At 66.6% G+C, this 24,563-nt stretch carries 22 protein-coding genes; 4 read left to right on the top strand and 18 right to left on the bottom strand.

Features of this window, described 5'->3' with window-relative positions; all coding sequences use genetic code 11:
- Nucleotides 1–7 precede the first annotated feature (7 nt).
- The 5 genes from IEW24_RS02320 to IEW24_RS02300 form a co-directional block, all read right to left on the bottom strand.
- Complete coding sequence (locus IEW24_RS02320) at nucleotides 8–373, bottom strand: hypothetical protein (RefSeq protein WP_188575036.1); 366 nt, start codon at nucleotides 371–373, stop codon at nucleotides 8–10.
- A gap of 466 nt (nucleotides 374–839) precedes the next feature.
- Nucleotides 840–1,946: a DSD1 family PLP-dependent enzyme gene (locus IEW24_RS02315; protein ID WP_373870026.1), complete on the bottom strand. Its 1,107-nt coding sequence runs from the start codon at nucleotides 1,944–1,946 to the stop codon at nucleotides 840–842.
- 38 nt (nucleotides 1,947–1,984) lie between these two features.
- Nucleotides 1,985–2,713, bottom strand: coding sequence for an SDR family oxidoreductase (locus IEW24_RS02310; RefSeq protein WP_188575033.1), 729 nt, complete (start codon nucleotides 2,711–2,713; stop codon nucleotides 1,985–1,987).
- A gap of 95 nt (nucleotides 2,714–2,808) precedes the next feature.
- Nucleotides 2,809–3,747, bottom strand: a complete 939-nt coding sequence (locus IEW24_RS02305) for a dihydrodipicolinate synthase family protein (protein WP_188575032.1) — start codon at nucleotides 3,745–3,747, stop codon at nucleotides 2,809–2,811.
- A gap of 116 nt (nucleotides 3,748–3,863) precedes the next feature.
- A complete protein-coding gene (locus IEW24_RS02300) occupies nucleotides 3,864–5,285 on the bottom strand; it encodes an aminotransferase-like domain-containing protein (protein WP_188575030.1) in 1,422 nt (473 codons plus the stop codon).
- A 304-nt stretch (nucleotides 5,286–5,589) separates the two neighbouring features.
- Between IEW24_RS02300 and aptA the strand changes: the two genes are divergently transcribed.
- On the top strand, nucleotides 5,590–6,939 hold the full coding sequence (gene aptA, locus IEW24_RS02295) for an omega-aminotransferase AptA (protein ID WP_188575029.1): 1,350 nt from the start codon (nucleotides 5,590–5,592) through the stop codon (nucleotides 6,937–6,939).
- A 161-nt stretch (nucleotides 6,940–7,100) separates the two neighbouring features.
- A complete protein-coding gene (locus IEW24_RS02290) occupies nucleotides 7,101–9,194 on the top strand; it encodes a methyl-accepting chemotaxis protein (protein ID WP_188575027.1) in 2,094 nt (697 codons plus the stop codon).
- A gap of 64 nt (nucleotides 9,195–9,258) precedes the next feature.
- On the opposite strand, the gene IEW24_RS02285 is transcribed toward IEW24_RS02290, so the two are convergent.
- Nucleotides 9,259–10,425, bottom strand: a complete 1,167-nt coding sequence (locus IEW24_RS02285; RefSeq protein ID WP_188575025.1) for an FUSC family protein — start codon at nucleotides 10,423–10,425, stop codon at nucleotides 9,259–9,261.
- 180 nt (nucleotides 10,426–10,605) lie between these two features.
- On the opposite strand from IEW24_RS02285, the gene poxB reads away from it, so the two are divergent.
- A complete protein-coding gene (gene poxB / locus IEW24_RS02280; protein ID WP_188575023.1) occupies nucleotides 10,606–12,333 on the top strand; it encodes a ubiquinone-dependent pyruvate dehydrogenase in 1,728 nt (575 codons plus the stop codon).
- Nucleotides 12,334–12,553: 220 nt separating this feature from the next.
- Here poxB and IEW24_RS02275 read toward each other — a convergent pair whose 3' ends face one another.
- The 12 genes from IEW24_RS02275 to IEW24_RS02220 form a co-directional block, all read right to left on the bottom strand.
- On the bottom strand, nucleotides 12,554–13,975 hold the full coding sequence (locus IEW24_RS02275) for an amidase (RefSeq protein ID WP_188575021.1): 1,422 nt from the start codon (nucleotides 13,973–13,975) through the stop codon (nucleotides 12,554–12,556).
- A complete protein-coding gene (locus tag IEW24_RS02270; protein ID WP_188575020.1) occupies nucleotides 13,972–14,214 on the bottom strand; it encodes a hypothetical protein in 243 nt (80 codons plus the stop codon). The genes IEW24_RS02275 and IEW24_RS02270 overlap by 4 nt, the downstream gene beginning before the upstream one ends.
- A gap of 12 nt (nucleotides 14,215–14,226) precedes the next feature.
- On the bottom strand, nucleotides 14,227–14,931 hold the full coding sequence (locus IEW24_RS02265) for an ABC transporter ATP-binding protein (RefSeq protein WP_188575018.1): 705 nt from the start codon (nucleotides 14,929–14,931) through the stop codon (nucleotides 14,227–14,229).
- Nucleotides 14,924–15,679, bottom strand: coding sequence for an ABC transporter ATP-binding protein (locus IEW24_RS02260; RefSeq protein ID WP_210324118.1), 756 nt, complete (start codon nucleotides 15,677–15,679; stop codon nucleotides 14,924–14,926). Before IEW24_RS02260 ends, IEW24_RS02265 begins: the two co-directional genes overlap by 8 nt.
- A 237-nt stretch (nucleotides 15,680–15,916) precedes the next feature.
- Nucleotides 15,917–17,170 (bottom strand): ABC transporter substrate-binding protein, encoded by a 1,254-nt coding sequence (locus IEW24_RS02255; protein ID WP_188575013.1) that lies wholly within the window; start codon nucleotides 17,168–17,170, stop codon nucleotides 15,917–15,919.
- A gap of 53 nt (nucleotides 17,171–17,223) precedes the next feature.
- On the bottom strand, nucleotides 17,224–18,189 hold the full coding sequence (locus IEW24_RS02250; protein WP_188575012.1) for a branched-chain amino acid ABC transporter permease: 966 nt from the start codon (nucleotides 18,187–18,189) through the stop codon (nucleotides 17,224–17,226).
- Nucleotides 18,189–19,049: a branched-chain amino acid ABC transporter permease gene (locus IEW24_RS02245; protein WP_188575010.1), complete on the bottom strand. Its 861-nt coding sequence runs from the start codon at nucleotides 19,047–19,049 to the stop codon at nucleotides 18,189–18,191. The genes IEW24_RS02250 and IEW24_RS02245 overlap by 1 nt, the downstream gene beginning before the upstream one ends.
- A complete protein-coding gene (locus IEW24_RS02240) occupies nucleotides 19,046–19,942 on the bottom strand; it encodes a polysaccharide deacetylase family protein (protein ID WP_188575008.1) in 897 nt (298 codons plus the stop codon). Before IEW24_RS02240 ends, IEW24_RS02245 begins: the two co-directional genes overlap by 4 nt.
- A gap of 1 nt (nucleotide 19,943) precedes the next feature.
- Nucleotides 19,944–20,660 carry a fumarylacetoacetate hydrolase family protein gene (locus tag IEW24_RS02235; protein ID WP_188575007.1) on the bottom strand — a complete coding sequence of 239 codons (717 nt, stop codon included), beginning with the start codon at nucleotides 20,658–20,660 and terminating at the stop codon, nucleotides 19,944–19,946.
- A gap of 8 nt (nucleotides 20,661–20,668) precedes the next feature.
- Nucleotides 20,669–21,553: a polysaccharide deacetylase family protein gene (locus tag IEW24_RS02230; protein WP_210324117.1), complete on the bottom strand. Its 885-nt coding sequence runs from the start codon at nucleotides 21,551–21,553 to the stop codon at nucleotides 20,669–20,671.
- A 79-nt stretch (nucleotides 21,554–21,632) separates the two neighbouring features.
- On the bottom strand, nucleotides 21,633–22,304 hold the full coding sequence (locus IEW24_RS02225) for a cysteine hydrolase family protein (RefSeq protein ID WP_188575005.1): 672 nt from the start codon (nucleotides 22,302–22,304) through the stop codon (nucleotides 21,633–21,635).
- Between the two features lie 10 nt (nucleotides 22,305–22,314).
- Nucleotides 22,315–23,547, bottom strand: a complete 1,233-nt coding sequence (locus IEW24_RS02220; RefSeq protein WP_188575003.1) for an alpha/beta hydrolase family protein — start codon at nucleotides 23,545–23,547, stop codon at nucleotides 22,315–22,317.
- Nucleotides 23,548–23,810: 263 nt separating this feature from the next.
- Here IEW24_RS02220 and IEW24_RS02215 point away from each other — a divergent pair, with 263 nt between their 5' ends.
- Nucleotides 23,811–24,542: a GntR family transcriptional regulator gene (locus IEW24_RS02215; RefSeq protein ID WP_188575001.1), complete on the top strand. Its 732-nt coding sequence runs from the start codon at nucleotides 23,811–23,813 to the stop codon at nucleotides 24,540–24,542.
- Nucleotides 24,543–24,563 lie beyond the last annotated feature (21 nt).

Here is a 24,563-nt window from a genome sequence, read left to right as displayed (position 1 = left end):
CCCCGGTTCAGACCTCGGCTTCGCCGGGCGTGGGATCGCGCCGCTCGGAATTCTTGCGGTTGTACGCGGCAAAGGCGTCGCGGGCGCGGCGGAATTCCGTGGAGAGGGCAGATTCAGCGCGGGCCAGAGCCACCTGATGACTGTTGCCGCGCCGGGTCTCGAAGGAGACGACGAAGTCGCGATAGAGGCGGATCGGGGCATCGCAGAGACCCACGGCCACCACCGCATAATCCTCCATCGGCACTTTCTGTTCGGTCAGCTTGCGCACCCCGTCGTCGAAACAGCGCCGCAGGCTGTCCTGTTCACGTCCGGCATATTGCTGCTGCTGCGCCATGGCGGGCGCAGCCAGCGCCAGAGCAAACAAAACGGTCAAGGCCGAACGACGCATACGCAATCCCTCTGGAATGCCGGATCCCGAAAAGCGGACCCCATCGCCAGCGGATTCGTGCCAGCGCGGGGGCACCCTACAGGAATAAGATGGAAGGGTGCACCCGTATTCTGCGCCCCCATACCGCCCCCGCCAAGCAGAGACAAAGACTTGGTGCCAATTCGGCACCATTTCGCAATGCAGCATCAGTGGCCGGCCTAGCCTCGCCACACCGCGCCATCTCGCGCAAAGCCCGCATCCCTTGGACTTTCCCCGCACGGGATGGAGGGACGTCCCATGGTCGAGCCCAAGCTATCTACCCGGCGACCACCTGTCGCGGCCCTTCCGATACACGGCGGAACGCTCGGGAAGCACCTCTACTTTCGAAACACTTCGGAAGTACTGGCGCGATGATGGGCATGCAATGCAGCGGAACGGCCGGCCTGCGCCGGCCGCTCCGGGAGCGGATGGCTCAGATCATCATGCCGCGCGCGGTGACAGGCCAGAGGCTCTCCACCCGGCCTTTGCGCACGCCCACATACCAGTCGTAGCGGTCCACCGTGGGGTCGCAATGGCCGGGGATGAGGCGCAGCTTCTCGCCCAGCACCGGCAGCGTGCCGTCGCGGGCCTCGATGACGCCGTGCTCGTCGGAGGCGCCGATATAGGCGAGGTCCGGACGCGCGAACACCTGCGGAAAACCGCTGTCGATGGGGGCGGCCTTGTGGCCGGCATCCACCACCGCGCGGCCGGCACCGGCCGGGGCGCTCATCACCTGCGCCAGCACGAACAGCGCATGGCGGAAGGGCGGCGGCTCAACGTTGCGGGCATAGTCCGCATCCATGAAGGCGTAGGAGCCGGCCTGGATCTCGTTCCACAGGCCGCTGGTGGCCTCATGCAGGAAGGTGCCGGTGCCGCCGCCGCCGACGATGGGGCAATCCAGCTTGCGCTTCTTCAGCTCTTCGAGCGTGCGCTCCACGCAGGCACCGGCAAAGGCGATGGCCAAGCGGCGCTCCTCGGGCTGGCGCTTGTGCTGGGCGCCGCCGAAATAGGCCTGAAGGCCACCGAAGCTCAGATGCTTCGAAGCGGCGATGTGGGCAGCAAGCTCGCCCGCAGGGGCTCCGGCCTCAAGGCCGCAGCGCCGCGCACCCACCTCGATCTCCACCAGCACCGAGAGGCGCACGCCGGCCGCTTCCGCCACGCTCTCCAGCACCGGCACCATGGCCGGATCGTCCGCACACACCTGCACGCGGGCGATGGAGGAGAGCGCCGCGAGGCGCGCCAGCTTGCGCGGTGAAACCACCTCGTTGCTGACCAGAATGTCACCAATGCCCGCATGGGCGAGGGCTTCCGCCTCGCCCACCTTCTGCACGCACTGGCCCACCGCGCCGCGCGCCATCTGGAGCTTGGCGATCACCGCGCTCTTGTGCGTCTTGGCATGGGCACGCAGCTTGGCACCGGTGGGCGCCAGCAGCTTGGCCATGGTGTCGAGATTGGCTTCGAAGGCGTCGAGATCGAGCACGAGGGCCGGGGTATCGACCTCGTCCTCGCGCATGCCGGGTTCGGCGGGGGGCGGCTGCAGCACGGGTGTTCTCCTGTCGGAAATCTTGTTCTGGAAGCTCAGGCCACGCCGCCGTTGGCGCGCACGATCTGGCCGTTCACCCAGCCGCCCTCGGGGCTGCACAGGAAGGCCACCACCGGGGCGATGTCGTCCGGATCGGCGATGCGCTCAAGGGGGGAGGCCTTGGCGAGGCGGGCGATGAATTCTTCCGACTTGCCCTCATAGAACAGATCGGTGCCGGTGGCGCCGGGCGCCACAGCGTTCACGGTGATGCTGCGGCCGCGCATCTCGCCCGCCATCACGCGGGTCATCAGGTCCACGGCGGCCTTGGAGGCGGCATAGGGGCCGTAGTTCGGCATGGCGGTGGCGACCACGGTGGTGGAGATGTTCACGATGCGCCCGCCGTCCGGCATGCGGTTGGCGGCGGCGCGCATGACGTTGAACGCGCCGGTGACGTTGGCGCCCATGATGGCCGCGAAGTCCGCGTCGGAAAAATCCTTCATGGGGATCATCTTCAGCATGCCGGCGCTGTTGACCACCGCATTGATGGGGCCGAGCGCCGCTTCCGCCAGATCGAACATGCGCTCCACCTCGATGGACTTGGCGATGTCCGCCTGCACCGGCACGGCCTTGCCGCCGGCGGCGGTGATCGCATCCACCACCTCGTCCGCCTTCGCCTTCTGCCCGGCATAGCCGACCGCAATCGCAAAACCGTCTTTCGCGAGACGCAGGGCAATGGCACGGCCGATGCCGCGCGAGGCGCCGGTGACGAGGGCAACGCGATTCATGGGGAACGCTCCGTTACGCAAATGGAAGGACGCGGAAGGATGGGCGCAAAAGAAAACGCCGCGCGGTCTCCCGCGCGGCGTCTTTTTTGACAGGATCAGGCGGCCTTGGCGAGCGCCCGGGAGTCATGCTTGGCGAGGCGGGCCAGCAGGTAGTCCACCTCGGCCCGCGCGGCGGCGGTCAGCGCCGAGCCCGGCTTGCGCTGCGCGTCGGAGGCGATGAAGCCGCGCTTCATCAGCACATACTTGCGCACCGCGAGGCCCACGCCCTGCTGCTGCTCGTAGCGCAGCAGCGGCAGATGGGCGTCGAACAGGTCATGCGCCTCGTCGCGCTTGCCGGCCTTCTGGAGCTTCACCACGTCGGCGAGCATCTCGGGGAAGGCGTAGCCGGTCATGGCACCGTCGGCACCGCGCTCCATCTCGAAGTCGAGGAACATGCCGCCGTTGCCGGTCAGGATGGAGATCGGCCGCATGGAGCCTTCCTTCTGGAAGCCACGCAGGGTGGAGATCTTCTCCAGGCCCGGCCAGTCCTCATGCTTCAGCATCACGCAGGAGGGATGCTCCTCCACGATCTGGCGGATGACCTTGGGGGTCATCTGCACCGAGAGGGTGAGCGGATAGTCCTGGATGACGAAGGGAATGTCGGTGCCGATCGCCTCGATGGCCTGACGGTAGTAGTTCAGGATCTGGTCGTCGGTGCGCAGGCTCGGGATCGGGGCGATCATCACGCCGGCCGCGCCCTTGTCCATGGAGTTGCGGGCCAGCCAGCGCATGGCGGCAAATCCCGGAGCGGAGACGCCGACGATGACCGGCAGGCCGGCCATGCCCTTGGTGAAGCGGGCGGCGATGTTCAGGCTCTCGTCCGGCTCCAGCTTCGGGGCCTCGCCCATGATGCCGAGCACGGTCACGCCGGTGGCGCCGGCAGCGATGTAGCGCTCCATCAGCGTGTCGAGGGAAGCCTCATCCAGGCGGCCGTCCGGATGGAACGGGGTCGGCGCGATGGGATAGAGGCCGCTGGCGTCGGCTGTCAGGCGCATGGTCTTAAACTCCGTGTCGGAAAACTGCGTCTAGGTCGGAACCCCAGGGGGACGAAGGCCCCTCAAGGGGACGAAGGTGGTGCACAACCGGTATACCACCCTTCGGGATGGGAGGATCAAGCCGTATTCTGCACCATGCTCCCACTGGCGCGCTCAAGGAAGCGATAAAGCCTTGCGTGGTCCGCATAAGTGACATTGAAGCGCATGAAGGGGGTGGGCTTCTGGTCGGCTTTGAACAGCGCGCCGGGGGCCAGCATGATGCCCTCCTCCAGCGCCCGCTGCGCCACCTCGGCCATGTCCGGCTGCCCCGGCAAGGCCGCCCAGACGAACATGCCGCCGGAGGGGCGGTGGAAGACGGAAAGGCCCGCGTTCTCAAGGTTATCGCACACCGCCTTCTGGGCGGCGGCCAGCTTGTCGCGCAGGCGGGCGAGGTGCAGGCGGTGGTGCCCCTCGGTGAGGATGGCATGGGCCGCCTGCTCGGTGATCTCCGAGGAGGTGAGGCCGCCGGACAGCTTCAGATAGAGCATGCGCTCCACGAGATCGCGGCCCACCACCAGATAGCCCACCCGCAAGGCGGGCGAGACGGTCTTGGAGAAGGAGCCGACATACAAGACGCGGCGGAACTGGTCGAGGCTGGCGATGTTCGGCACCTGCTCGGGGGCCATGCCGGCGAAGATGTCGTCCTCCACGATATGGAAGTCGAAATCCTCCGCCACCCGCAGCACCCGATAGATGACCGAGGGCGCGCAGCCGGTGCCGGTGGGATTGTGCAGCACGGTGTTGGTGAAGAAGACCCGCGGCCGGTGCTGCCGCGCCAGCGCCTCCAGCGCCTCCACGTCCGGCCCCTGCGTGGTGCGGGGGATGCCGACGATCTTCACCCCCAGCTGCCGCAAGGTGGGGAAGAGATTGCAATAGCCCGGATCGTCCACGAAGGCGGTGTCGCCGGGTTGCAGCAGGGCGCGGGCGGCGATGTCCAGCGCCTGGCTGGCGCCGTGGGTGAGGATGATGTGGTCCGGCTCGCAATCGATGGCGCGCTGGGTCAGCAGCATCTGGATCGCCCGGCGCAGCGGCGCGTAGCCGAGCGGATTGCCATAGCGCGAGACGGCCGCGCCCGGCTTCTTGGCCAGCGCCGCCAGCGCATGGCGCAGCCCGTCCGTGAACAGATGGCTCTCCGGCAGCCAGCCGGCACCCACCTTCAGCAGGGTGGGGTCGTCCTCATAGACGCGCTGGAGCAGCCAGAGCGCGTCGATGGACACGCTGCCCGGCAGCGCCCGGCGCTGCGGCTCGCGCGATGCCTTGCGGGCAGCCACATAATAGCCGCTGGCCCGCCGGGCCTCCAGCAGGCCCTCGGCCACGAGGCGGTTGTAGGCGTTGGAGACGGTGAGGGTGGAGACCCCGCACAAAGCGGCGAGCTGGCGCACCGAGGGCAGGCGCGAACCCGACGGCAGCGCGCCCTCGGCGATGCGGGCCGAGACGGCGCTGACGATCTGCGTCACGAGTGGTACCTTGGCGGACGCATCCACCACGATCTGCAACATGAGGTCCATCCCCGAAGGATGCAGTGCCCATAACACGGGTGGTCATAACCGCTTCGGGTAAAGCCCAGATGAAGGGCAACGGCACAAAACGGAGGCAACCCAAGGCGTTAGTCGCAGGAAGATGAGGCCAAACCCACAGCAGTGCAAGCGCTGTATGGGTGCCGCCACCACTACAGCATGCGGCCCGTTCCTTCGATCTGTATATATACAAAATCGCATGGATCGCTAAGGTGAAAATCTGGATTTCCCGGCATCACGCGCACCCGCGCAGCCGCAATCGCCGCAAAGGCTCTGGAGGACTGGAATGGATCAGGTGACTGACAAGGGCGCACTCGCCCGGCAGCTCAATGTGGATGCCTATTGGGCGCCGTTCACATCCAACCGCCGCTTCAAGTCCAACCCCAATGACCGCACCATGGTGGCGGCCGAGGGCTGCTACTTCACCAATGCCAACGGCGTGAAAATCTTCGACGGCTCCTCGGGCCTGTGGTGCACGCCGCTGGGCCATGCCCATCCGCGCATCGTGGAAGCCGTCACCAAGCAGGTCAGCGCGCTGGATTATGCGCCGTCCTTCCAGGTGGCCAGCGCCAACACCATCCAGCTCACCGAGCGCATCGCTGACATGGCCCCCGAGGGCCTGAACCGCGTGTTCTTCACCAATTCCGGCTCGGAAGCGGTGGATACGGCGCTGAAGATCGCCATGGGCTATCACCGGCTCACCGGCCAGGCCACGCGCACCCGCTTCATCGGCCGCGAGAAGGGCTATCACGGCGTCGGCTTCGGCGGCATGTCGGTGGGCGGCATGGTCGCCAACCGCAAGATGTTCGCCCCCGGCATGGTGAACGGCGTCGACCACCTGCCGCACACCCACAACCTCTCGCAGATGGCTTTCTCCAAGGGCCAGCCGGAGTGGGGCGTGCATCTGGCGGACGAGCTGGAGCGCATCGTGGCGCTGCATGACGCCTCCACCATCTCCGCCGTCATCGTGGAGCCCATGCAGGGTTCGGCCGCCGTCATCGTGCCGCCGATCGGCTATCTCGAGAAGCTTCGCGAGATCTGCACCAAGCACGGCATCCTGCTGATCTTCGACGAAGTCATCACCGGCTTCGGCCGCACCGGCTGGGCGTTTGCGGCGCAGCGCCTCGGCGTCATCCCGGACATGATCACCTTCGCCAAGGCGATCACCAACGGCATCATTCCCATGGGTGGCGTCATCGCCAAGCAGGAGATCTACGAGGCCTTCATGTCCGGCCCGCCGGCGGCCATCGAGTTCTGCCACGGCTACACCTATTCGGGTCATCCGATGGCCGCCGCCGCCGCCCATGCCAGCCTCGACGTGTACGAGGAAGAGAAGCTGTTCGAGCGCGTGCGCGAACTGGAGCCGCTGCTGGAAGCCGAGTTCCACAGCCTCAAGGGCGAGCCCAACATCGTGGACGTGCGCAACTTCGGCCTCACCGCCGCGGTGGAGTTCGCGCCCTCGCCGGAAGGCCCCAGCACCCGCTCGCTGGCGGTGTTCGAGGCCGGCCTGCGCGAAGGCCTCTACATGCGCTACTCCGGCGACAGCCTGGCCTTCTCGCCGCCCTTCATCTCCACTGAGCAGCAGATCAAGGACATGGTGTCCCTGCTGCGCAAGCTGATCCGCGACGTCGCCTGACCTCTCGCAAGAACCTGACAGTACAAGGGCGCGCGGCTTCGGCCGGGCGCCCTTTTTATTGTGCTGCGGCGCAACATCGCACCCTCTGATACCACCGTTTCAGCAAGCCTGACACCAGCCCCCGTCCTTATTTGAAGAGCTGATATATTTGGGGGCCAGCTATGAAACTGTCCATCAAGACAACTCTGATCGCTTTATTCTCTCTCACCAGCGCCATTCTTGCGGTGCTGTGCGTCTCCTCCCTCATCAGCGCCTACCAGCGCTCGCAGGCGGCGGAGCTGGCCCTGACCTTCGTGAAGGCCGACCATGCCCTGTTCCGCGCCTTCGCCAGCTACCGGCTGGAGCGCGCCGACGTGGGCGTGACGCTTCCCTTGCCCTCCGACAAGCTGACCTCCGCCGTCGAGAGCATCGCCAAGCGGCGCGCGGTGGTAGATCCCTCCCTGACCACCGCCATCACCAGCCTGGAAGCCGCCGGCACCCCGGAAGCCGCAGCGCTGGCGCAGCAGTTGCGCTCCGCCGTGCAGACCATCAAGGGTCTGCGGGCCGATGTGGATGCCGCGCTCCGGATGCCGCTGGAAAGCCGCGACCCCAAGCTGCTGCCCCGCTTCATGGCCGAAGCCGTCACCGTCATGAACACGCTGGATGACGCCACCGACGCCATCGAAAGCCAGATCCGCATCGCCCAGCCCTCCCTGCTGCGCTTCACCGTCATCCGCTTCGTGGCCGGCGCCACCCGCGCCGCCGCCGGCGACGCCTCGCTGCTCATGAGCGCGACTTTGCGGGCGCAGAAGCCCTTCACGCCCGAGCAGATCGGCGCCATCGCCGGCATGGACGCCAAGACCGCTCTGAGCTGGGAGCAGGTGCAGACCCTCGTGAATGCGCCTGATATGCCCGAGGTGCTGAAGACCACCGTCGCCGCCGCGCAGGCCGCCTATTTCACCGGCCCGGTGGATGTCCTGCGCAAGCAGGTGGGTGCCGCCTTGTCCTCCGGCCAGCTTCCCACCGTGACCGCCGACCAGTGGCGCGGCCAGTCGATCCCGGCGCTGGAGAAGATCGCCAACGTCGGCCTGCAGGCCGTGGACAGCCTCGCGGAAGTCGCCGAGGCCACCTCCAGCGCGGCCACCACCTCCCTCATTCTCTACACGCTGCTTCTGGTCGCCGCCGTGCTCATCGCCGTCACCGGCCTGCTGGTGGTGGTGCGCCGCGTGACCCGGCCCATCTCGCATCTGACCGACACCATGCAGGTGCTGGCCAGCGGCAATCTGGCCGTCGACATCCCCAACACCAGCCGCCGCGACGAGATCGGCGCCATGGCAAAGGCCATGCTGGTGTTCAAGGAAGAGATGGCCCGCAACGCCGCCCTTGAAGCCGAAGCCAAGGAGAACGAGCACCGCGTCGCCGCCGAGCGCCGCGAGAGCATGCTGAAGCTCGCCGACGATTTCGAGCGCGCGGTGGGCGGCATCATCGGCAGCGTGGCGTCCTCCTCCGCCCAGTTGCACGGCACGGCGCAGACCATGGCGAGCGCCGCCCGCAAGACCTCCGAGCAGTCCACCGCCGTGGCGGCGGCGGCGGAAGAGGCCTCCACCAACGTGGTGATGGTCGCCTCCTCGGCGGAAGAGCTGGGCTCCTCCGTGGACGAGATCGGCCGTCAGGTGCAGCAGTCGGCAAAGATGTCCTCCACCGCCGTGGTGGAAGCCGAGAAGACCGGTGACGTCATTCGCCAGCTGGCGCAGGCGGCCTCGCGCATCGGCGATGTCATCGGGCTCATTTCCTCCATCGCGGAGCAGACCAACCTGCTGGCGCTGAACGCCACCATCGAGGCGGCGCGTGCCGGTGACGCCGGCAAGGGTTTTGCCGTTGTCGCCTCCGAGGTGAAGGCGCTGGCCACCCAGACCGCCAAGGCCACCGAGGAGATCGAGACCCAGATCGGCTCCATCCAGTCCACCACCAAGGAGGCGGTGACGGTGATCGAGGGCGTGGGCACGCAGATCCGCCAGATGAGCGATGTGGCGACCTCCATCTCCGCCGCCGTGGAGCAGCAGGGCGTCGCCACCCGCGAGATCGTTCGCAACGTGGATCAGGCGGCTTCCGGCACCAACACCGTGACCGGCCACATCTCCGAGGTGGCGAAGACCGCCGACGAGACCGGCGAGGCCGCCGGCCATGTGCTCGGCGCGGCTTCCGCCCTCACCGACCAGTCCCGTCAGCTGGAAGTGGAGATGCGCCGCTTCCTCGACACGGTGCGCGCCGCCTGAGGCACGACACCAGCAGTGAAGACGCGCCGGCCGGAGCCCTCTCCGGTCGGCGTTTTCATGTCCATCAGTGCGCGATCTCGTGCGCTTGGCGGGGCGTGAGGCGCTCGGCGATGCGGCGGCGGATGGGCCAGGTGGCGAGACCCACCAGCATCACCATGGCGATGCCGCCCGCAATGCCCCACATGCGCCCCACCCCGGCCGCCAGATCCAGATTGGGAATGGGCTCCTGCACCACCACCAGCAGGAAGGCGATGCCCGCCTGCGCGCCCGTATAGGCCACCACGCTGCCGCCAAAGCAGACCTGCGTGAACAGGAACAGGCCGGCGGCGACGAACAGCAGCCAGAGCCAGAGATTACCATCCAGCATCAGCACGCCGAGAAAGCCCAGCGCCGCGCCCAGCAGGCAGCCGATGCAGCGGTTCAGCGACTTCCAGCCGATGCCCTCCCGCGCCGCCCCCACCACGATGAAGGCGGTGATCGGCGTCTGCTCGAAGCCCGGCAGGTGGAACACCGTCCACACCACCGGCACCAGCGTGACCGCGATACCCACGGTCAGCGCATGGCCGAGGAAGATGGCATCCATGCCCGCGAACCACGGCTTCGGCGGTGCCTGCGGCTTGGCGCGCGAGGTGAGCAGATCGATGCTGGTGGCGACGGCCACGCCCACCAGCACCTCCAGCCCGCGCATGAGGATGACATGGCCGATGGGCTCGCTGGAGGTGAGCGCGTGATAGGTCATCAGCGGCACGGTGAAGCCCACCAGCGTGAACGCGTAGCTGTAGCGGCTGACCGCCTGCGCATAGACCGCGCCCGCGCAGACAAGGCCGGTGGCGATATAGACGAAGGCGTGGCTCGCCCCGCCAAACATGATGCCATAAGCGATCAGCCCGCCGGCAAGGGTGCCCGCCACCCGCTCCAGCCCGCGCTGCACCGTGGCGGTGCGGTCGTTCTGGAACACCCGCAGCACGCTGATGGCCGCCCAGACCGGCATTTCCAGCTTCAGAAAATGCGCGATGGCGATGGCCAGCAGAATGCCCAGCGTGACCCGCATCGCCACCCGGCCGCGATAGCCGAACAGCGTGAAGGCGGCCAGATCCTCCCGCGCCGAGACCTCATAGCGCTCCGCCGCCTTGAGCGGCGGCTCGGCCCAGCCTTCCGCCCGCTTCCACCACGCCCGCGTGCCCTCGCCGCCCATGGCTGTCCCCGCCTTGCCTTGCGCCGCTTTGTCCATGGCCCGGCTCAACAGTCGTTGCCGCGGCACTTGCATCATCTGCCGATGGCAGGATGATACGTCAACCGGCGGTCGTGGAGCTGGCTTATGCCCGGCAAGGCGGCGGGCGGACGGGCAAGAACGGGATCGCAAGGGCGGTTACGCGTGTTGAGGTTGGGACGACAGCAACAGGAGGGCCCCATGGCCGGAGTGAGAGTGGCGGACGTGATGGCGCGCACCCTGGCGGCAGCGGGCGTGGAGCGGGTCTGGGGCGTGGTCGGCGACAGCCTCAACGGCCTCACCGATGCCTTGCGCTTCACCCCCGAGGTGAAGTGGATGCATGTGCGCCACGAGGAAGTGGCCGCCTTCGCCGCCGGCGCGGAAGCCCAGATCACCGGCAAGCTCGCCGTGTGCGCCGGCTCTTGCGGGCCGGGCAATTTGCACCTCATCAACGGCCTGTTCGACTGCCACCGCACCCGCACGCCGGTGCTGGCGATCGCCGCCCACATTCCCAGCCCCGAGATCGGCTCCGGCTATTTCCAGGAGACCCATCCGGAAAGCCTGTTCAAGGAATGCAGCCATTACTGCGAGATGGTGTCGAGCCCGGCGCAGATGCCGCGCGTGATGGAAATCGCCATGCGCACGGCGATCCAGAAGCAGGGCGTGGCCGTCATCGTCATTCCCGGCGACGTGGCCCTGCGCGCCGCCGAGGGCCGCACCGAGCCGGTGTGGACCGACATCGCCTTCCCGACCGTGGTGCCCCCGCTGGCGGAGTTCGACAGGCTCGACGCGCTGGTGGCGGACGCCAAACGCATCACCATCCTCGCCGGTGGCGGCTGCGAGGGCGCGCATGACCAGGTGGTGGCGCTCGCCGCCGCGCTGAAGGCCCCGGTGGTGCACACGCTGCGGGGAAAGCCCTTTGTCGAATATGACAATCCCTACGACGTGGGCATGACCGGCTTCATCGGCTTCGCCTCCGGCTATCACGCCATGCGCGAGGCCGATCTGCTGCTGATGGTGGGCACCGACTTCCCCTATCGCCAGTTCTATCCCACCGACGCCAAGGTGGTGCAGATCGACATCCGCCCCGAGAACCTCGGCCGCCGCACGCGGCTCGACCTTGGCCTCGTGGGCGATGTGAAGCTCACACTCACCGCTTTGCTCCAGCGCCTCCAGCCGCGCACGGACGATGCCTTCCTCAAGAAGGTGCAGGAACACTACAAGACCTCGCGCCGTGATCTCGACGCGCTCGCCGTGGGCAAACCGGGCACAAAACCCATCCACCCGCAGTATCTGGCGAAGATGGTGGACGAGGTGGCGGCGAAGGACGCCGTGTTCAGCGTGGACGTGGGCGAGACCACGGTGTGGGCGGCGCGGTATCTCACCATGAATGGTGAGCGACGGCTTATCGGCTCATTGATCCACGGCTCCATGGCCAACGCCATGCCGCAGGCCATCGGCGTGCAGGGTGCCTATCCCAAGCGGCAGGTGGTCTCGCTCTCCGGTGACGGCGGCTTCTCCATGCTGATGGGCGACATACTCTCACTGCGCCAGCTCAACCTGCCGGTGAAGATCGTCATCTTCAACAACGGCCTGCTCGGCTTCGTGGACATGGAGATGAAAGCGGCCGGCTTCCTCAATGTGGGCACCGACCTGAAGAACCCGGACTTCGCCGCCATGGCGAAGGCCATCGGCATCCATGGCCAACGGGTGGAGGATCCGGCCGACGTGAAGGGCGCGCTGGAAGCCGCCTTCGCCCATGACGGCCCGGCGGTGGTGGATGTCGTGACCGACAAGATGGAGCTTGTGATGCCGCCTGCCATCAAGGCCGAGCAGGCCATCGGCTTCTCGCTCTATGCGGCGCGGGCCATCATGAACGGTCGCGGCGACGAGCTGCTGGAACTGGCAAAGAGCAATCTGTTCCGGTGAGCTTTTAAACGGTTACGCGCTCTTCCCCTGCACGACAGGTCCCCTCTCCCGCTTGCGGGGGAGGGATAGGGAGGGGGCAGGCCGGGCGGAACTTCTGTTGATGAACTGATCAGGGCTGCGGCAAGCGGAGGGCGTTCCCGCGCTCCGCGCGGCCCCCTCCCCACCCCCCCCGCAAGCGGGAGAGGGGGTTGCGGTGCGCTTTCGGCGAGGGGCGCCCCCCTCAGTCCTCCCCGCAGCCCGGCGGCAGGCGGGTGTGGAAGTCGGTGCGGCGCTGATAGGCATCGCCCGCCCGCAGCAGAACCGGCTCGCCATAGGGGCGGCCCACAAGCTGGAAGGCGGCCGGCAGGCCGTTCTTCGTGAAACCACACGGCACCGACAGCGAGGGTAGGCCCAGATAGGAAATGCCCCGAGTGCAATGGGTCACGCGGCCGATGGCGATGGCGATGTCCTCCGGCGAGCCCTCGGTGGTCTCGGCGATGCTCGGCACCGGCGCGGCCAATGTGGGCACATGCACCATGTCGGCGCCGTCCATGGCGCATTTCAGCCAGTCGCGCGCCACTTCGGCGCGCATCATCAGCGCCTCCACATAGCGCGTGGCGGCCAGCGCGTAGCCGGGGATGATGCGGGCCCGCACCTGCGCCCCGTAATCCTCCGGCCGCTCGGCCAGCCATTTCCGATGGAGCGCCGCCGCCTCGGCCGTCATCACCACCTGCATCAGGGCGTTGATGGTGCCCATGTCGGGCACCGTGGTCTCGACCACCCTGACCCCCGCCTCGCGCAGAACGGCGAGGCTCTCGTCCATCAGCTTCAGGATTTCCGCATCGGCCGTTGTGCGATAATAGCCCTGCGGAACGGCGATGGTGACGCCGCGCAGATCGCCGGTGAGCCCCTGCTCATAATCGCGCTCGGGCGCCGAGAGGGTGGCGGCATCGCGCACATCCGGCCCTGCGATCACGCTGAGCATGCGCGCGGCATCCACCGCACTGCGGGTGAGCGGGCCGATGGTATCGAGGCTCGGCGCCAGAGGCATCGCGCCATAAAGCGGCACGAGCCCATGGGTAGGCTTCAGCCCCGTCACGCCACACATGGCGGAGGGATGACGAATGGAGCCGCCCGTATCCGAGCCCAGCGCGCCGGAGACGAGACGCGCAGCCACCGCCGCGCCCGAACCGGAGGACGAGCCGCCGGAGCCATAGTCGCGGTTCCACGGGCTGCGACCATGGCCGTAATGGGCGTTGAAGCCTGTGGGCGACATGGCGAATTCGGCCAGATGCAGCGTGCCGAGATCCAGCGCCCCTGCCCCGTCCAGCCGTTCCAGCACAGAGGCGGTGGTGTCCGGCACGAAATCCCTGCGGATGATCGAGCCACCCGTGCACACGCGCCCGGCGCGATAGAGCAGATCCTTGTGCGCCAGCGGCACGCCGCCGATGAGGCCGATGTCCTCGCCCTTGGCCCGCGCCACATCCACCGCGCGTGCGGCGGCCAGCGCGCCCTCGCGATCGAGCGCCATCACGGCGTTATAGTCGGGGCCGAGCCGCTCCAGCCGGTCCAGCGCCGTGCGGGTGGCAGCTTCCGACGTGATCGAGCCGTCGGCGATGGCGTTTGCCGTCTCGACGAGGCCCAGTTCGTGGATCGCGCTCACGCCTCATCCTCCCCGCGCTCGGCGATTTGCGCGCGCAAGGTCGGGAAGCTCCAAGGGCAGGCGTCGATGGTGACGGACCTGTCGGCAGCCTTGGCCACCGTCGTATTGAGCTGGGTGACGAGCGCGAGCAGCGCCCGCGCCTCCTCCGGCCGTATGGTCACACCCTGCAAGGCGAGCACGCGCGCCGCGAACGGCCCTTCGGTTTCGGCTGCGGTCCCCATCGGGGAAGGGTTGGCCATCGGCACACCTCGTCAGTGGACGCCGAGGAACTTCGTCAGCGTCGAGGGATCTTCCGCAATGTCGGAAGCAAGGGCCTGATGTACCACCCGGCCGGTTTCCAGGATATAGGCCCGGTCCGCCACCGCCAATGCGCTATAAAGGTTCTGCTCCACCAGCAGGATGCCGAGGCCGGCCTGCTTGAGCTGGAGGATGATGCCCTCCAGATGCTGCACCATCACCGGCGCCAGCCCTTCCGAGGGCTCGTCCATGAGGATCAGCTCGGGGTCGATCATCAGCGCGCGGGCAACCGCCAGCATCTGGCGCTCGCCGCCGGAGAGCTGGTTGCCCCTGTTGTTCCGCCGCTCGGCAAGGCGGGGGAAGAATTCGAACGCCTTGGCCACCGTCCAGCCATGGGTGGCGCTGGCCTTCTTCAGCACGGTGAGATGCTCGGTGACGGTGAGCGAGGGGAACAGCCGGCGGCCTTGCGGCACGATGGCAATGCCGCGCTTGGCGATCTCGTGCGAGGGCACGCCGCGCAGCTCCTGCCCCTTCCAGCGCACGGAGCCCTCACGCACATCAGGCGGGGTAAGGCCCATGATGGAGCGGATCAGCGTCGTCTTGCCCATGCCGTTGCGGCCGAGCAGCGCCACCACTTCGCCGGTCTTCACCTCCAGGCTGGCACCGTGCAGCACATGGGCGTCGCCGTAATAGGAATGCAGGTCGGCGACCTCAAGCATGGTGGCGTGCCTTTCCGAGGTAGACGTCCTGAACGAGCGTGTTGGTGCGGATTTCCGCCGGCGGGGCTTCCACCAGCATCTTGCCGTTGTTGAGACAGGTCACGTAGTCCACCAGCGAGAGCACGAGGTCCATGTCGTGCTCGATGAGCACGAGGGTCAGGTCGCGCGGCAAGGCGCGGATGATATCGGAGACGATGACACGCTCGGAGGGCGAGAGGCCGGCGGCGGGCTCGTCCAGCAGCAGCAGCTTGGGCTGGGCGACCAGCGCCATGGCCAGCTCCAGCTGGCGCTGCTCGCCATAGGACATTTCCTTCACCACCACGTCGCGGCGGGCATGCAGGCGCGAGACGCCCAGCGCCTTGTCGGCGCGCGCATGCTCTTCCGCCGTCAATGAGCCGCCGCCCAGCAGCGAGAACTTGCGCGGAGAGAGCCCGCGCAGCGCAAGGCGCATGTTCTCGGCCACCGTGAGGTTGGGGAAGAGATTGGTGATCTGGAAGGTGCGGCTCATGCCGATGGCGGCGCGCGCATGCACCGGCATCCTGGTGACGTCGCGACCGTCGAACATCACCCGGCCAGAGGTGGCGCGCACCATGCCGGTGATGGCGTTGAACAGCGTGGTCTTGCCGGCACCGTTGGGGCCGATGATCGCCCGGCGCTCGCCACGGGGCACGCGGATGGTCACGTCGTCCACGGCTTTGAGGCCGCCGAACTGGACGCAGATGCCCTCGAGATGCAGCAGATCGGTCACGGAATGGGCCTTGGCTTGCGGTGATGTCAGCGTGCCGAAACGATCCTGTCGGGTCCGCCGGCGAGCGCGCATCCCCTTTCACAAGGGGGGAGGGGGAGGAAAAGGGATGCGCGTCCGGCCAGTCGAGCCGAGAGGCTCTGGCACTCCGGACCGTACCATTCAGGGCTCGGCGCGACCCGGAATTTCTGGAGCCGGACCGGATCAGGAAAAGCCCCCGATCCGGCTCCCAAGTGTCGATCAGGACTTCTTGATGCCCTGGAAATCGCGGGAATACGGCGGCTGCTTCATGTAGGTGGCCGGATCGTACTTCCAGAACTGCGAGACGCTGTTGTAGACGTCGATCGGGCGGTTCCAGTACTTGCCGTCGCGGTTCTTCACCACCTTGCGGATGTGCACATCGTAGATCGGGTTGCCGAAGCTGTCGAGCTTCACCGTCTGGCCCAACGGCGAGCCGGCCAGATCCGTCTTCATCACGCTGGCGATGAAAGCCTCGCGATCCTCCGCATTCCCCTTGATGTTCTTGAGCGCCTCGTCAATCCACATGGCGCCCGAGTACATGGAGAAGCCATAGAGCGAGGGCAGCTTGTTGAACTTCTTCTGGTAGGACGACACGAAGCCCTGCGTCTCCGGCGCCGAGGAGCCTTCCGAGAAGTGCGCGGCCACGATGACGCCTTCCACTTCATCGCCCATGGTGCGGATGACCGACTGGTCGGTCATGTTCATGGCGCCGATCAGCGGGATCTGGCCCTTCAGGCCGAAGCTCGCATACTGCTGCATGAGGCGGGTGGCGTCCGCGCCGGTCTCCATGGCGAACACCACGTCGGCACCGGAATTGGCCAGCTGGCCGAGATAGGGGCTGAAGTCGGAGGTGTTCAGCGGGTGCCAGTACTGGGCGACCACCTGACCGCCGTTCTCGGTGAAATACTGGGCGAAGCCACCGCACTGCTCGTGGCCGAAGGTGTAGTCCTGCGAGACGGTCGCGACCTTCTTGTAGCCCTGCTTGAGGGCCCAGTCGGCGAGCGGGCGGGAGAACTGGCTGGCGGTGTAGCCGGCAACGCGGATGACGTTCTTGATGCGGCTGCGCTGCGTCAGGTCGTCGGCGGCGATGATCGGGATGAAGTAGGGCATGCCGTTGCCCTTCACATAATTGGCCACCGCGAGGCCGGTGTTGGCGAGCAGATTGCCGGCCAGCATGTGCACATTGGCCTGCTCAACAAGACGGCGGGCCTTCTGCAAAGCGGTGTCGGGATTGGCGGCATCGTCCTCGACGATGACCTCGACCTTGCGGCCGGCCAGCTCGCCGCCATGCTCCTCGAAATACATGTTGAAGCCGTCGACCATCTCGCGGCCGCCGGCAGCCACCACGCCGGTGAGCGGAGCAAGCAGGCCGACGCGGATCGGGCCGCTCTGGGCACGGGCGATATAGGGCTTGGCGACAACGCCAACCGTGGCGGCGGCAACGCTGGTCTTCAGAAATGTCCTGCGGTCCATAATCCCACTCCTGTCGGTTCGAAACTGGTCGGCGGTGTTTATTGTTCTTGTATTCAGCGGCGGCGCACGAGGTCGCGCACCCGCCCGATCACCCCCTGCGGGGCGAATATCATGATCAGGATGAACATCAGCCCAAGAACCGTGGGCCAGCGCTCGGTGTACTGGCTGACGAAATTCTCAAGCCCGATGATGGCGGCAGCCCCGATGAAAGCGCCGAACAGCGTGCCGATGCCACCCGTGATGGCCATCAGAAGCCCTTCCACCGACTGGGAAAGCGCCACCGTGGAGGGGCTCACGAAGTCGTTGAACATGGCATAGAGCGCGCCCGCCAGGCCGGCGAAGAAGCCAGAGATGGTGAAGGCCAGGAACAGGTGCAGCGACACATTGTAGCCGAGCGCGCGCATACGGCTTTCGCTGTCGCGGATGCCGCGGAGCGTCAGGCCGAAAGGCGAGCGCACGAAGCGCCACATGATAAAGGTGATCAGCCCCACCACCGCGAACACGGCGTAATAGAAGGGCATGTGGCCGGCGAGCATCTCCGGCCGCACGCTACCGCGCAGACCGTTCTCGCCACCCGTCACCGAAGTCCAGCGCAGGCACACGCCCCACACGATCATGCCCAGCGCGAGCGTTAGCAGAAGGAAATAGACGCCCGAGGTGCGGATGGCGAGCAGGCCGAAGATGGCCCCCACCAGCGTCGCCGCTGCCACACCCAGAAGCAGGCCGGTGACGGGCGCCCCGCCCTGCTGGCTCCAGTAGACCACCACATAGGTGGCCACCCCGAAGATGGCGCCATGGCAGAGCGGCGTGCGGCCGGTGTAGCCGGCGAGGATGTCCACCGCCATGGCGAGCACGGCGAAGATCAGGATCTCGGTGAGGATGCTCACCTGATAGGTGGGCACCAGCAGCGGCAGCACGGCGAAGGCGAGCACGCCCACCGCAATGGCGATGAGCGCCACCTTGCCAAGCCCATCGCGGGCGGGAGTGCTGGAGGCGGGGGCGGAAGAAGAAGTGCTCATCAGGCCGCCTTCCCGAACAGGCCCAGCGGGCGGAAGGCGAGGATCGCCGCCATGGGTCCGAAGATGACGAAATAGGCGAATTCGGGGAACATCACCTGCCCGATCGTATTGAGCATGCCGACGATGAGCGCGCCCACGGCAGCCCCCACGAGGCTGCCACGCCCGCCGATGATGACCACCGCCAGCGAAAAGACGAGGATTTCCGAATCCGCGCTCGGATAGAGGGTGAGGAAGGCCCCACCCACCGCGCCGCCGAGCCCGGCCAGCGCCGCACCCAGCATGAAGGTGAGCAGGAACACCTTGCGGATGTTGATGCCCATGGCGGCGATGATTTCCGGATCATCCACGCCGGCGCGGATCAGCGCGCCGAGGCGGGTCTTGTTGAGCAGCACCCAGAGGGCGATGAACACCACCACGCCCAGCGCCAGCACGAACAGCCGGTATTTCGGATAGAACAGGCCCCAGAAGCGCACCGCGCCTTTCAGGAAATCCGGGGTCGGCACCGTGTAGGTGTCGCCGCCGAAGATCACCAGCGTCATATCGTTGAGCACGAAGGCGACACCGAGCGTCAGCAGCACCTGCCGGAGCTCATAGCCGCGCACGAAGCGCAGAAGCCCCCGGTCGAGGATCAGACCGCAGACGGCGACGCCCGCCATGGCCGCCAGCACGCCCACGAGGAAGCTGCCGGTTGCGCTGGCCGCCGCATAGCCCAGATACCCGCCCAGCAGATAGAGCGCGCCATGGGCGAGGTTGACGATGCGCAGCAGGCCGAAGATCAGCGTGAAGCCCGAGGCCACGATGAACAGCAATGCCGCGAAGGTCAGCCCGTTGAGAAGCTGGAAGGCGTTGAGCCCGCTCATCCGGCCGTCCCCGCTTTCAATGCGTCGGGCCGCTGGCCCAGATACCAGTCGTAGATCTGCTCACCAGTCATGAAGGCCACGTCGTCCTTGGCGCGGATCTCCTCGATGATGCGGCGGAAGTACTTCATGCGGTGCGGCGCGCCCATGATGTAGGGGTGCACCACCAGCGCCATGATGCGGGCGCTGTCGCGGCTGTCGTGATAGAGCTGCTCGAACTGGTCGTGGGCGCGGTCGTAATACTCGCTCGCCTTGTGATGCTGGATCAGCATCATCGCCACGTCGTTGCATTCCTGCGTGTAGGGAATGTTGACGATCGGATCAGTGCGGGTCTTCAGCACCACCGGCTGGTCGTCCAGCACCCAGTCGCACACATAGTCATAGCCCGCCTCGACCAGCAGATCGGGCGTTTCCCAGGTCTCGGTGAGGCCGGGTCCGAGCCAGCCGCGCGGGCGCTTGCCGGTGTAGTCCTCGATGGCCTTGGAGGTCTTCGCGATGTCCTCGCGCTCGTTCTCCACCTTCTGCATGTTCTTCTGGGTGTAGCCGTGGCCCATGAACTCCCAGCCGCGCTCCAGCGCCGCCTTGGCGATGGGCTCGTAGCTGGGAATGGCCGTGCCGTTGATGGCGAGAGCAGGCGTGACCTTGTTCTCGTCGAGCATCTCCAGCATGCGCCAGAAGCCGACGCGGTTGCCATATTCGTGCCAGGCCCAGTTCGGGATGTCCGGAGACGGCGAGCCGCCCGCCGGCGGGGTCAGCACCGTACGGGGCATGGTCTCGCGGGGGTTCCATTCCTCCACATTGACGATGACCCACACCGCCATGCGCTTGCCGCCGGGCAGCGTGAGCCTGGGCCGCTGGGAGATGGGGGAGTAGGAGATCCGCTCGGTGGGCAGCATGTCAGGCCTCGCGCGCGCCGACGGTGAGAGTAAGGGTGCCGAAGCCATCCACCGCGCCGACGATGACGTCGCCGGGCTGGACGGGACCGACACCTGCCGGCGTCCCCGTCATGATGATGTCTCCGGGCTCAAGAGTATAGGAGGCGGAGAGGTTGGCCACGATTTCAGGAACGTTCCAGATCAGCTGCGCAAGATCGCCGCGCTGCTTCTCGACGCCATTGACGGTCAGCGTGATGGCGCCTTCCGACACCTTGCCGTTCAAAGCCTTCGGGGTGATCGGGCCGCAGGGCGCGGACTTGTCGAACCCCTTGCCACGCTCCCACGGCAGCTTCTTCGTGCCGCATTCGCGCTGGCGATCCCGCCGCGTCATGTCGAGGGCGACGCCGTAACCGAAGATGGCGCTTTCGGCCTCTGCAACCTTGAGGTTCTTCGCAGACGCGCCGATGGCGACCATCAGCTCGATCTCGAACTGATAGTCCTCGCTGTCCACCGGATAGGGCACGGTGGCGCCGTCCTGCACCAGGCTGTCGCGCGGCTTCTGGAAGAAGAAGGGCGGATCGCGCTCATCGTCCGCCTCCTTCATCTCGCGGATGTGGGCGAGATAATTGCGGCCGACGCAATAGATGCGCCGCACCGGAAAGCGGGCGTCGCTGCCCACCACGGGCAGGCTCTCGATCGCCGGCGGGGCGAACACATACGCGGACACGGTATTGGTCATCTCGTCACTCACGCCTTCGTGCCCTGAGTTGTCTGGTACCAGTCGAGAATCTCTTCGCCGTTCCAGAACAGCACGTCGCCCTTGGCGGCGGCATAGGCGTAGAATTCTTCGAGATACTTGATGCGGTGCGGCTGGCCGGACAGATAGGGATGGATCGCCACCGCCATCACCTTGGCCCGGTCCTCGCCTTCCTCGTGCAGCCGGTCGAGGCTGTCCTTCAGGCGCTGCAGCCAATAAGGCGATTCATGATGGGCCACCGCCATCATGGGAATGTCGTTGTGCTCAACGGTGTAGGGCAGCGTGTGCAGCGGGCCGTTGACGGTCTCGATCACGGACGGCTCGTCGTCCCATACCCAGTCGCCGATATATTTCACGCCGGCCTCGGTGAGCAGGTCCGGGGTCTCCAGCGTCTGGGTGAGGCCCGGTCCGAGCCAGCCCTTGGCGCGCTTGCCGGTGAACTTCTCGATGATGTCCATTGAGCGATGGATCATGCCGCGCTGATCCTCCACCTTGTGGATCGGGCCCTGCTCATAGGCATGGCCCATGAACTCCCAGCCGGCATCGCGCGCCTGGCCCGCCACGCGCTCGTAATCCTCGCACACGCGGGCGTTGATGGAGAGCGTGGGGCGGATGCCGAGACGCTCGTAGAGCTTGAAGAATCGCCACACGCCGACGCGCATGCCATATTCGTGCCAGCTCCAGTTCGGCACGTCCGGCAACAGCGCCTGCCCCGTGGGGGCGGGAATGACCTGCCGCGCCATGGGACGGGCGATGTCCCACACTTCGAGGTTCACGATGGTCCACAGCACCACGCGGGCCTTGCCCGGCAGCTTCAGCGGCGGGCGATCGACGATGGCGGAATAAGGAGCGCGATCGCGCGGCAGCATGGCCATGGTGTCCTCCCAGACGATCAGATCAGAAACGCATTTTTCCGCCACGCGCGATCACCGCGCCGGGCGGCGGCACGCATGGTCACGCGGCGGCTCCCCTGGTGCCCGCCGCGGCGAGCACGTCGGAGGCCATCACCTCGGCGCTGGAAAGTACCGAGCCGAAGGCGGTGCGGATGCACAGCAGGCCGGCCTCATGCAGTGCCGGGCCATCCATGCTGTCCACGCAGTCATCGACCACGATCACCGCATAGTCGCGCACATTGGCGGCGGTAGTGGTGGCGAGCACGCAGGAATTGGTGTTCACGCCGGTGATGATCAGCGTGTTGATGCCGTGGCTCCTGAGCATGAAGTCAAGGTCGGAAGCGATGAAGCAGTCGTAGCGCTTCTTCGTGTCGACGATGAAATCGCTCTCGTCCCACAGCTGGGGCATCACAACGCAGCCCGGACCGCCCTCCAGATTGTGCCGCAGCACATTCTTGCGGGTGGCGGTGGGATCTTCCGCGCGGCTGCGCCAGAAGGGATTGGCCGCGATCTCCTGCGCATCCCGATAGGACGTCATGAGATGGACGACGGGCACGCCCAAAGCCCGCGCCCAGGCGAACAGTTTCGCATTGGCGGCGATCACGCGCTCAGCCACCTCGGGCGAGGTGGGCATGGTGGCCACCTCCATGTCGAGATGGCCGCGATGCAGGTCGATGGCGACGATGGCGGCGCGGGGCGTATCGACGCCGAGGCGCAGGGTTTGCTGGCTCATGATGCGCGCCTCAGACCAGCGGGTTCCAGCCGGTCTTCAGCAACGCCTTCTGGTCGATGCCGAAGATGTCGGCCAGCCAGTCGGCGAGGATTTCCTGGCCGATGGTGGGGTTGTCGTGCTGGCAGTGCTCGGCGCCGGTCTCTTCCGGATCGACGATGCGGAAGGTGACGTTCACGCCGTGCTTCTGCGCATAGTCGCGGGTCTGGGTGGCGGCGCTCACGGTGAGCACGTCATAGCCGCCGTGCAGGATGAGGTACGGGGCCTTCATGTTCTGCAGATGGCCGTCGAGGGTGAAGGCCTTGGCCTTCTCCATCGCCTCGGCCATGGAAGAAGCGCCCATCACCCACTTGATGTGCATCGCGAGACCGAAGTCCTCGCCCTTGCCACCCCACATGTCGTGCACGTCCCAGATGGCGCCATGGGAGATGACCGCGGCGAGGCGGTGCTCGTAGCAGCCGGCGCGGGCGGCATAATAGCCACCGAGCGAGGAACCGCAGACCGCGATGCGGGCCGGGTCCACGTCGTCGCGGGTGAGCAGCCAGTCAATGCACTTGCCGATGGCCACTTCCGTGTCCGGGCGGGCCACCACGCCGTGGCGGCGCAGGGTGCCGCCCTGGCCGGGGCCGTCGATCATGAGCACGGAAATGCCACGCTGCAGGGCGCCGTGCGCCTGCATGAACCACATCTCGTCCTTGATGCTGTCGAGGCCGCCCATGCAGATGAGCACCGGCATCTTGTCGCCGGGGAACGGCGCGCGGACGAAATAGCCGCAGATCGGCTTGCCGTCCTCATAGGGGATGTCCACGGCGAAGCCGGGCGGGTTCAGGTAGGAGATGAACTTCTTGGAGCAGGCTTCCATCTGCTCGAACACCGGCAGGCGGCGCGGGTCGTTCGGCTCCAGATGGAACTCGGCCTGCCGGTAATAATCGGCGGCGCGCAGCATGCAGTTCATGGCGGTGCGGATATGGCCCGCCTCTTCCGCCTCGACACCGCGCTTCCAGTTGCGGTCGCCGATGTGCATCCACTCCTTGTGCCAGCTCTCCAGATCGCCGGGGATCATGCGGGAGGCGGCCTGGAACACTTCGGAGACGGAGCCGCCGCCTTCCTGCGTTTCGCCGAGGCCGCGACGAAACTGGTAGGCGAGCCAGGGATGCTCCGGCCAGTGGTGCCAGCCATAGGGCTCGTAATGGGGCAGACGGTTCTGGGTGATTTGCTCAATCGCGCTGTCGACCACGTCTACCATGACACCACCCTTATAAACGCTCGGGGATCGTAACATCTGCGATTTTGAATACAATCTCATTTGGGTCAACGATAAATGTATACATTTGACGCCTCATTTTTGATCGCCACCCGCCTGATTCTTCAGCTTCATGGCCTGCAATGTAAGTGTTTTCCTGTGTTCCCGCGCCTTTTGGCGACCTTTGGCGAGCGGTGAAAATTGTATGCTTGCCCCGGCATGGGTGGCGCGGGTATTTTTGCCGCAAACCCAGTTCATGGACCCGTATGGCCGACATCACCCTCGATCCCCTGGAGCCGCCGCGCTCCGGCACTGCGACCCGCTCCCTTTCCGTCACGGATCGCATCCGCGCCGCCGTCCTGTCCGGCGACCTTGAGCCGGGCGCGCGCCTGCACGAGGTGCGCCTGTCGGAGACGCTCGGCGTCTCGCGCACGCCGGTGCGCTCGGCCCTGCAATCGCTCGCCAGCGAGGGGCTTCTGGAATACGCGCCCAACCGGGGCTATTCGGTGCGCCGCTTCCGCACCTCGGAGATCGTGGATGCCTATGAGATCCGGGCCATGCTGGAATCGCTGGCCGCGCGCTTCGCCGCCGAGCGTGGCCTGTCGGATGAGGAGCGCGCCACCATCGAGCGCGCCCTGGAAGAAGGCGACCAGATCCTCGCCAAGGAGGAACTGGGCGAGGAGGAGCGCATCGCATATGGCGCCGTGAACTTCGTGTTCCACGACACCATCCACAACGCCGCCCGCTGCCGCATGCTGGGCGACATGGTGCGCCTGTGCCAGAGCGTGCCGCAGTCCTCCCACCGCAACGTGGTCTCGTTCGACCATATGGATGTCCGGCGACGGCATGACGACCATCACCGCATCTATGACGCCATCCTGCTGTGCGATGCCTATCGCGCCGAGATGCTCATGCGCGAGCATGTGGCGAGCGTGAAGACCAGTCTCGTGCGCGCCCTCTCCGGCCGCCCCTCGCCCCTGCCCCGGCGCGGACGCTGATCGAGCGGGACCCGTCAGCCC

It is taken from the genome of Azorhizobium oxalatiphilum, from assembly GCF_014635325.1.
Classification (GTDB): Bacteria; Pseudomonadota; Alphaproteobacteria; order Rhizobiales; family Xanthobacteraceae; genus Azorhizobium; species Azorhizobium oxalatiphilum.
This window is presented reverse-complemented; position numbering and strand designations above follow the sequence as displayed.

Excerpts from the sequence above, each read along its gene's own strand:
- IEW24_RS02310 (WP_188575033.1), bottom strand. The coding sequence starts at position 2,713 with ATGAATCGCGTTGCCCTCGTCACCGGCGCCTCGCGCGGCATCGGCCGT.
- IEW24_RS02305 (WP_188575032.1), bottom strand. The coding sequence starts at position 3,747 with ATGCGCCTGACAGCCGACGCCAGCGGCCTCTATCCCATCGCGCCGACC.
- IEW24_RS02300 (WP_188575030.1), bottom strand. The coding sequence starts at position 5,285 with ATGTTGCAGATCGTGGTGGATGCGTCCGCCAAGGTACCACTCGTGACG.
- aptA (WP_188575029.1), top strand. The coding sequence starts at position 5,590 with ATGGATCAGGTGACTGACAAGGGCGCACTCGCCCGGCAGCTCAATGTG.
- IEW24_RS02290 (WP_188575027.1), top strand. The coding sequence starts at position 7,101 with ATGAAACTGTCCATCAAGACAACTCTGATCGCTTTATTCTCTCTCACC.
- IEW24_RS02285 (WP_188575025.1), bottom strand. The coding sequence starts at position 10,425 with ATGGACAAAGCGGCGCAAGGCAAGGCGGGGACAGCCATGGGCGGCGAG.
- poxB (WP_188575023.1), top strand. The coding sequence starts at position 10,606 with ATGGCCGGAGTGAGAGTGGCGGACGTGATGGCGCGCACCCTGGCGGCA.
- IEW24_RS02270 (WP_188575020.1), bottom strand. The coding sequence starts at position 14,214 with ATGGCCAACCCTTCCCCGATGGGGACCGCAGCCGAAACCGAAGGGCCG.
- IEW24_RS02265 (WP_188575018.1), bottom strand. The coding sequence starts at position 14,931 with ATGCTTGAGGTCGCCGACCTGCATTCCTATTACGGCGACGCCCATGTG.
- IEW24_RS02255 (WP_188575013.1), bottom strand. The coding sequence starts at position 17,170 with ATGGACCGCAGGACATTTCTGAAGACCAGCGTTGCCGCCGCCACGGTT.
- IEW24_RS02250 (WP_188575012.1), bottom strand. The coding sequence starts at position 18,189 with ATGAGCACTTCTTCTTCCGCCCCCGCCTCCAGCACTCCCGCCCGCGAT.
- IEW24_RS02245 (WP_188575010.1), bottom strand. The coding sequence starts at position 19,049 with ATGAGCGGGCTCAACGCCTTCCAGCTTCTCAACGGGCTGACCTTCGCG.
- IEW24_RS02240 (WP_188575008.1), bottom strand. The coding sequence starts at position 19,942 with ATGCTGCCCACCGAGCGGATCTCCTACTCCCCCATCTCCCAGCGGCCC.
- IEW24_RS02235 (WP_188575007.1), bottom strand. The coding sequence starts at position 20,660 with ATGACCAATACCGTGTCCGCGTATGTGTTCGCCCCGCCGGCGATCGAG.
- IEW24_RS02230 (WP_210324117.1), bottom strand. The coding sequence starts at position 21,553 with ATGGCCATGCTGCCGCGCGATCGCGCTCCTTATTCCGCCATCGTCGAT.
- IEW24_RS02225 (WP_188575005.1), bottom strand. The coding sequence starts at position 22,304 with ATGAGCCAGCAAACCCTGCGCCTCGGCGTCGATACGCCCCGCGCCGCC.
- IEW24_RS02220 (WP_188575003.1), bottom strand. The coding sequence starts at position 23,547 with ATGGTAGACGTGGTCGACAGCGCGATTGAGCAAATCACCCAGAACCGT.
- IEW24_RS02215 (WP_188575001.1), top strand. The coding sequence starts at position 23,811 with ATGGCCGACATCACCCTCGATCCCCTGGAGCCGCCGCGCTCCGGCACT.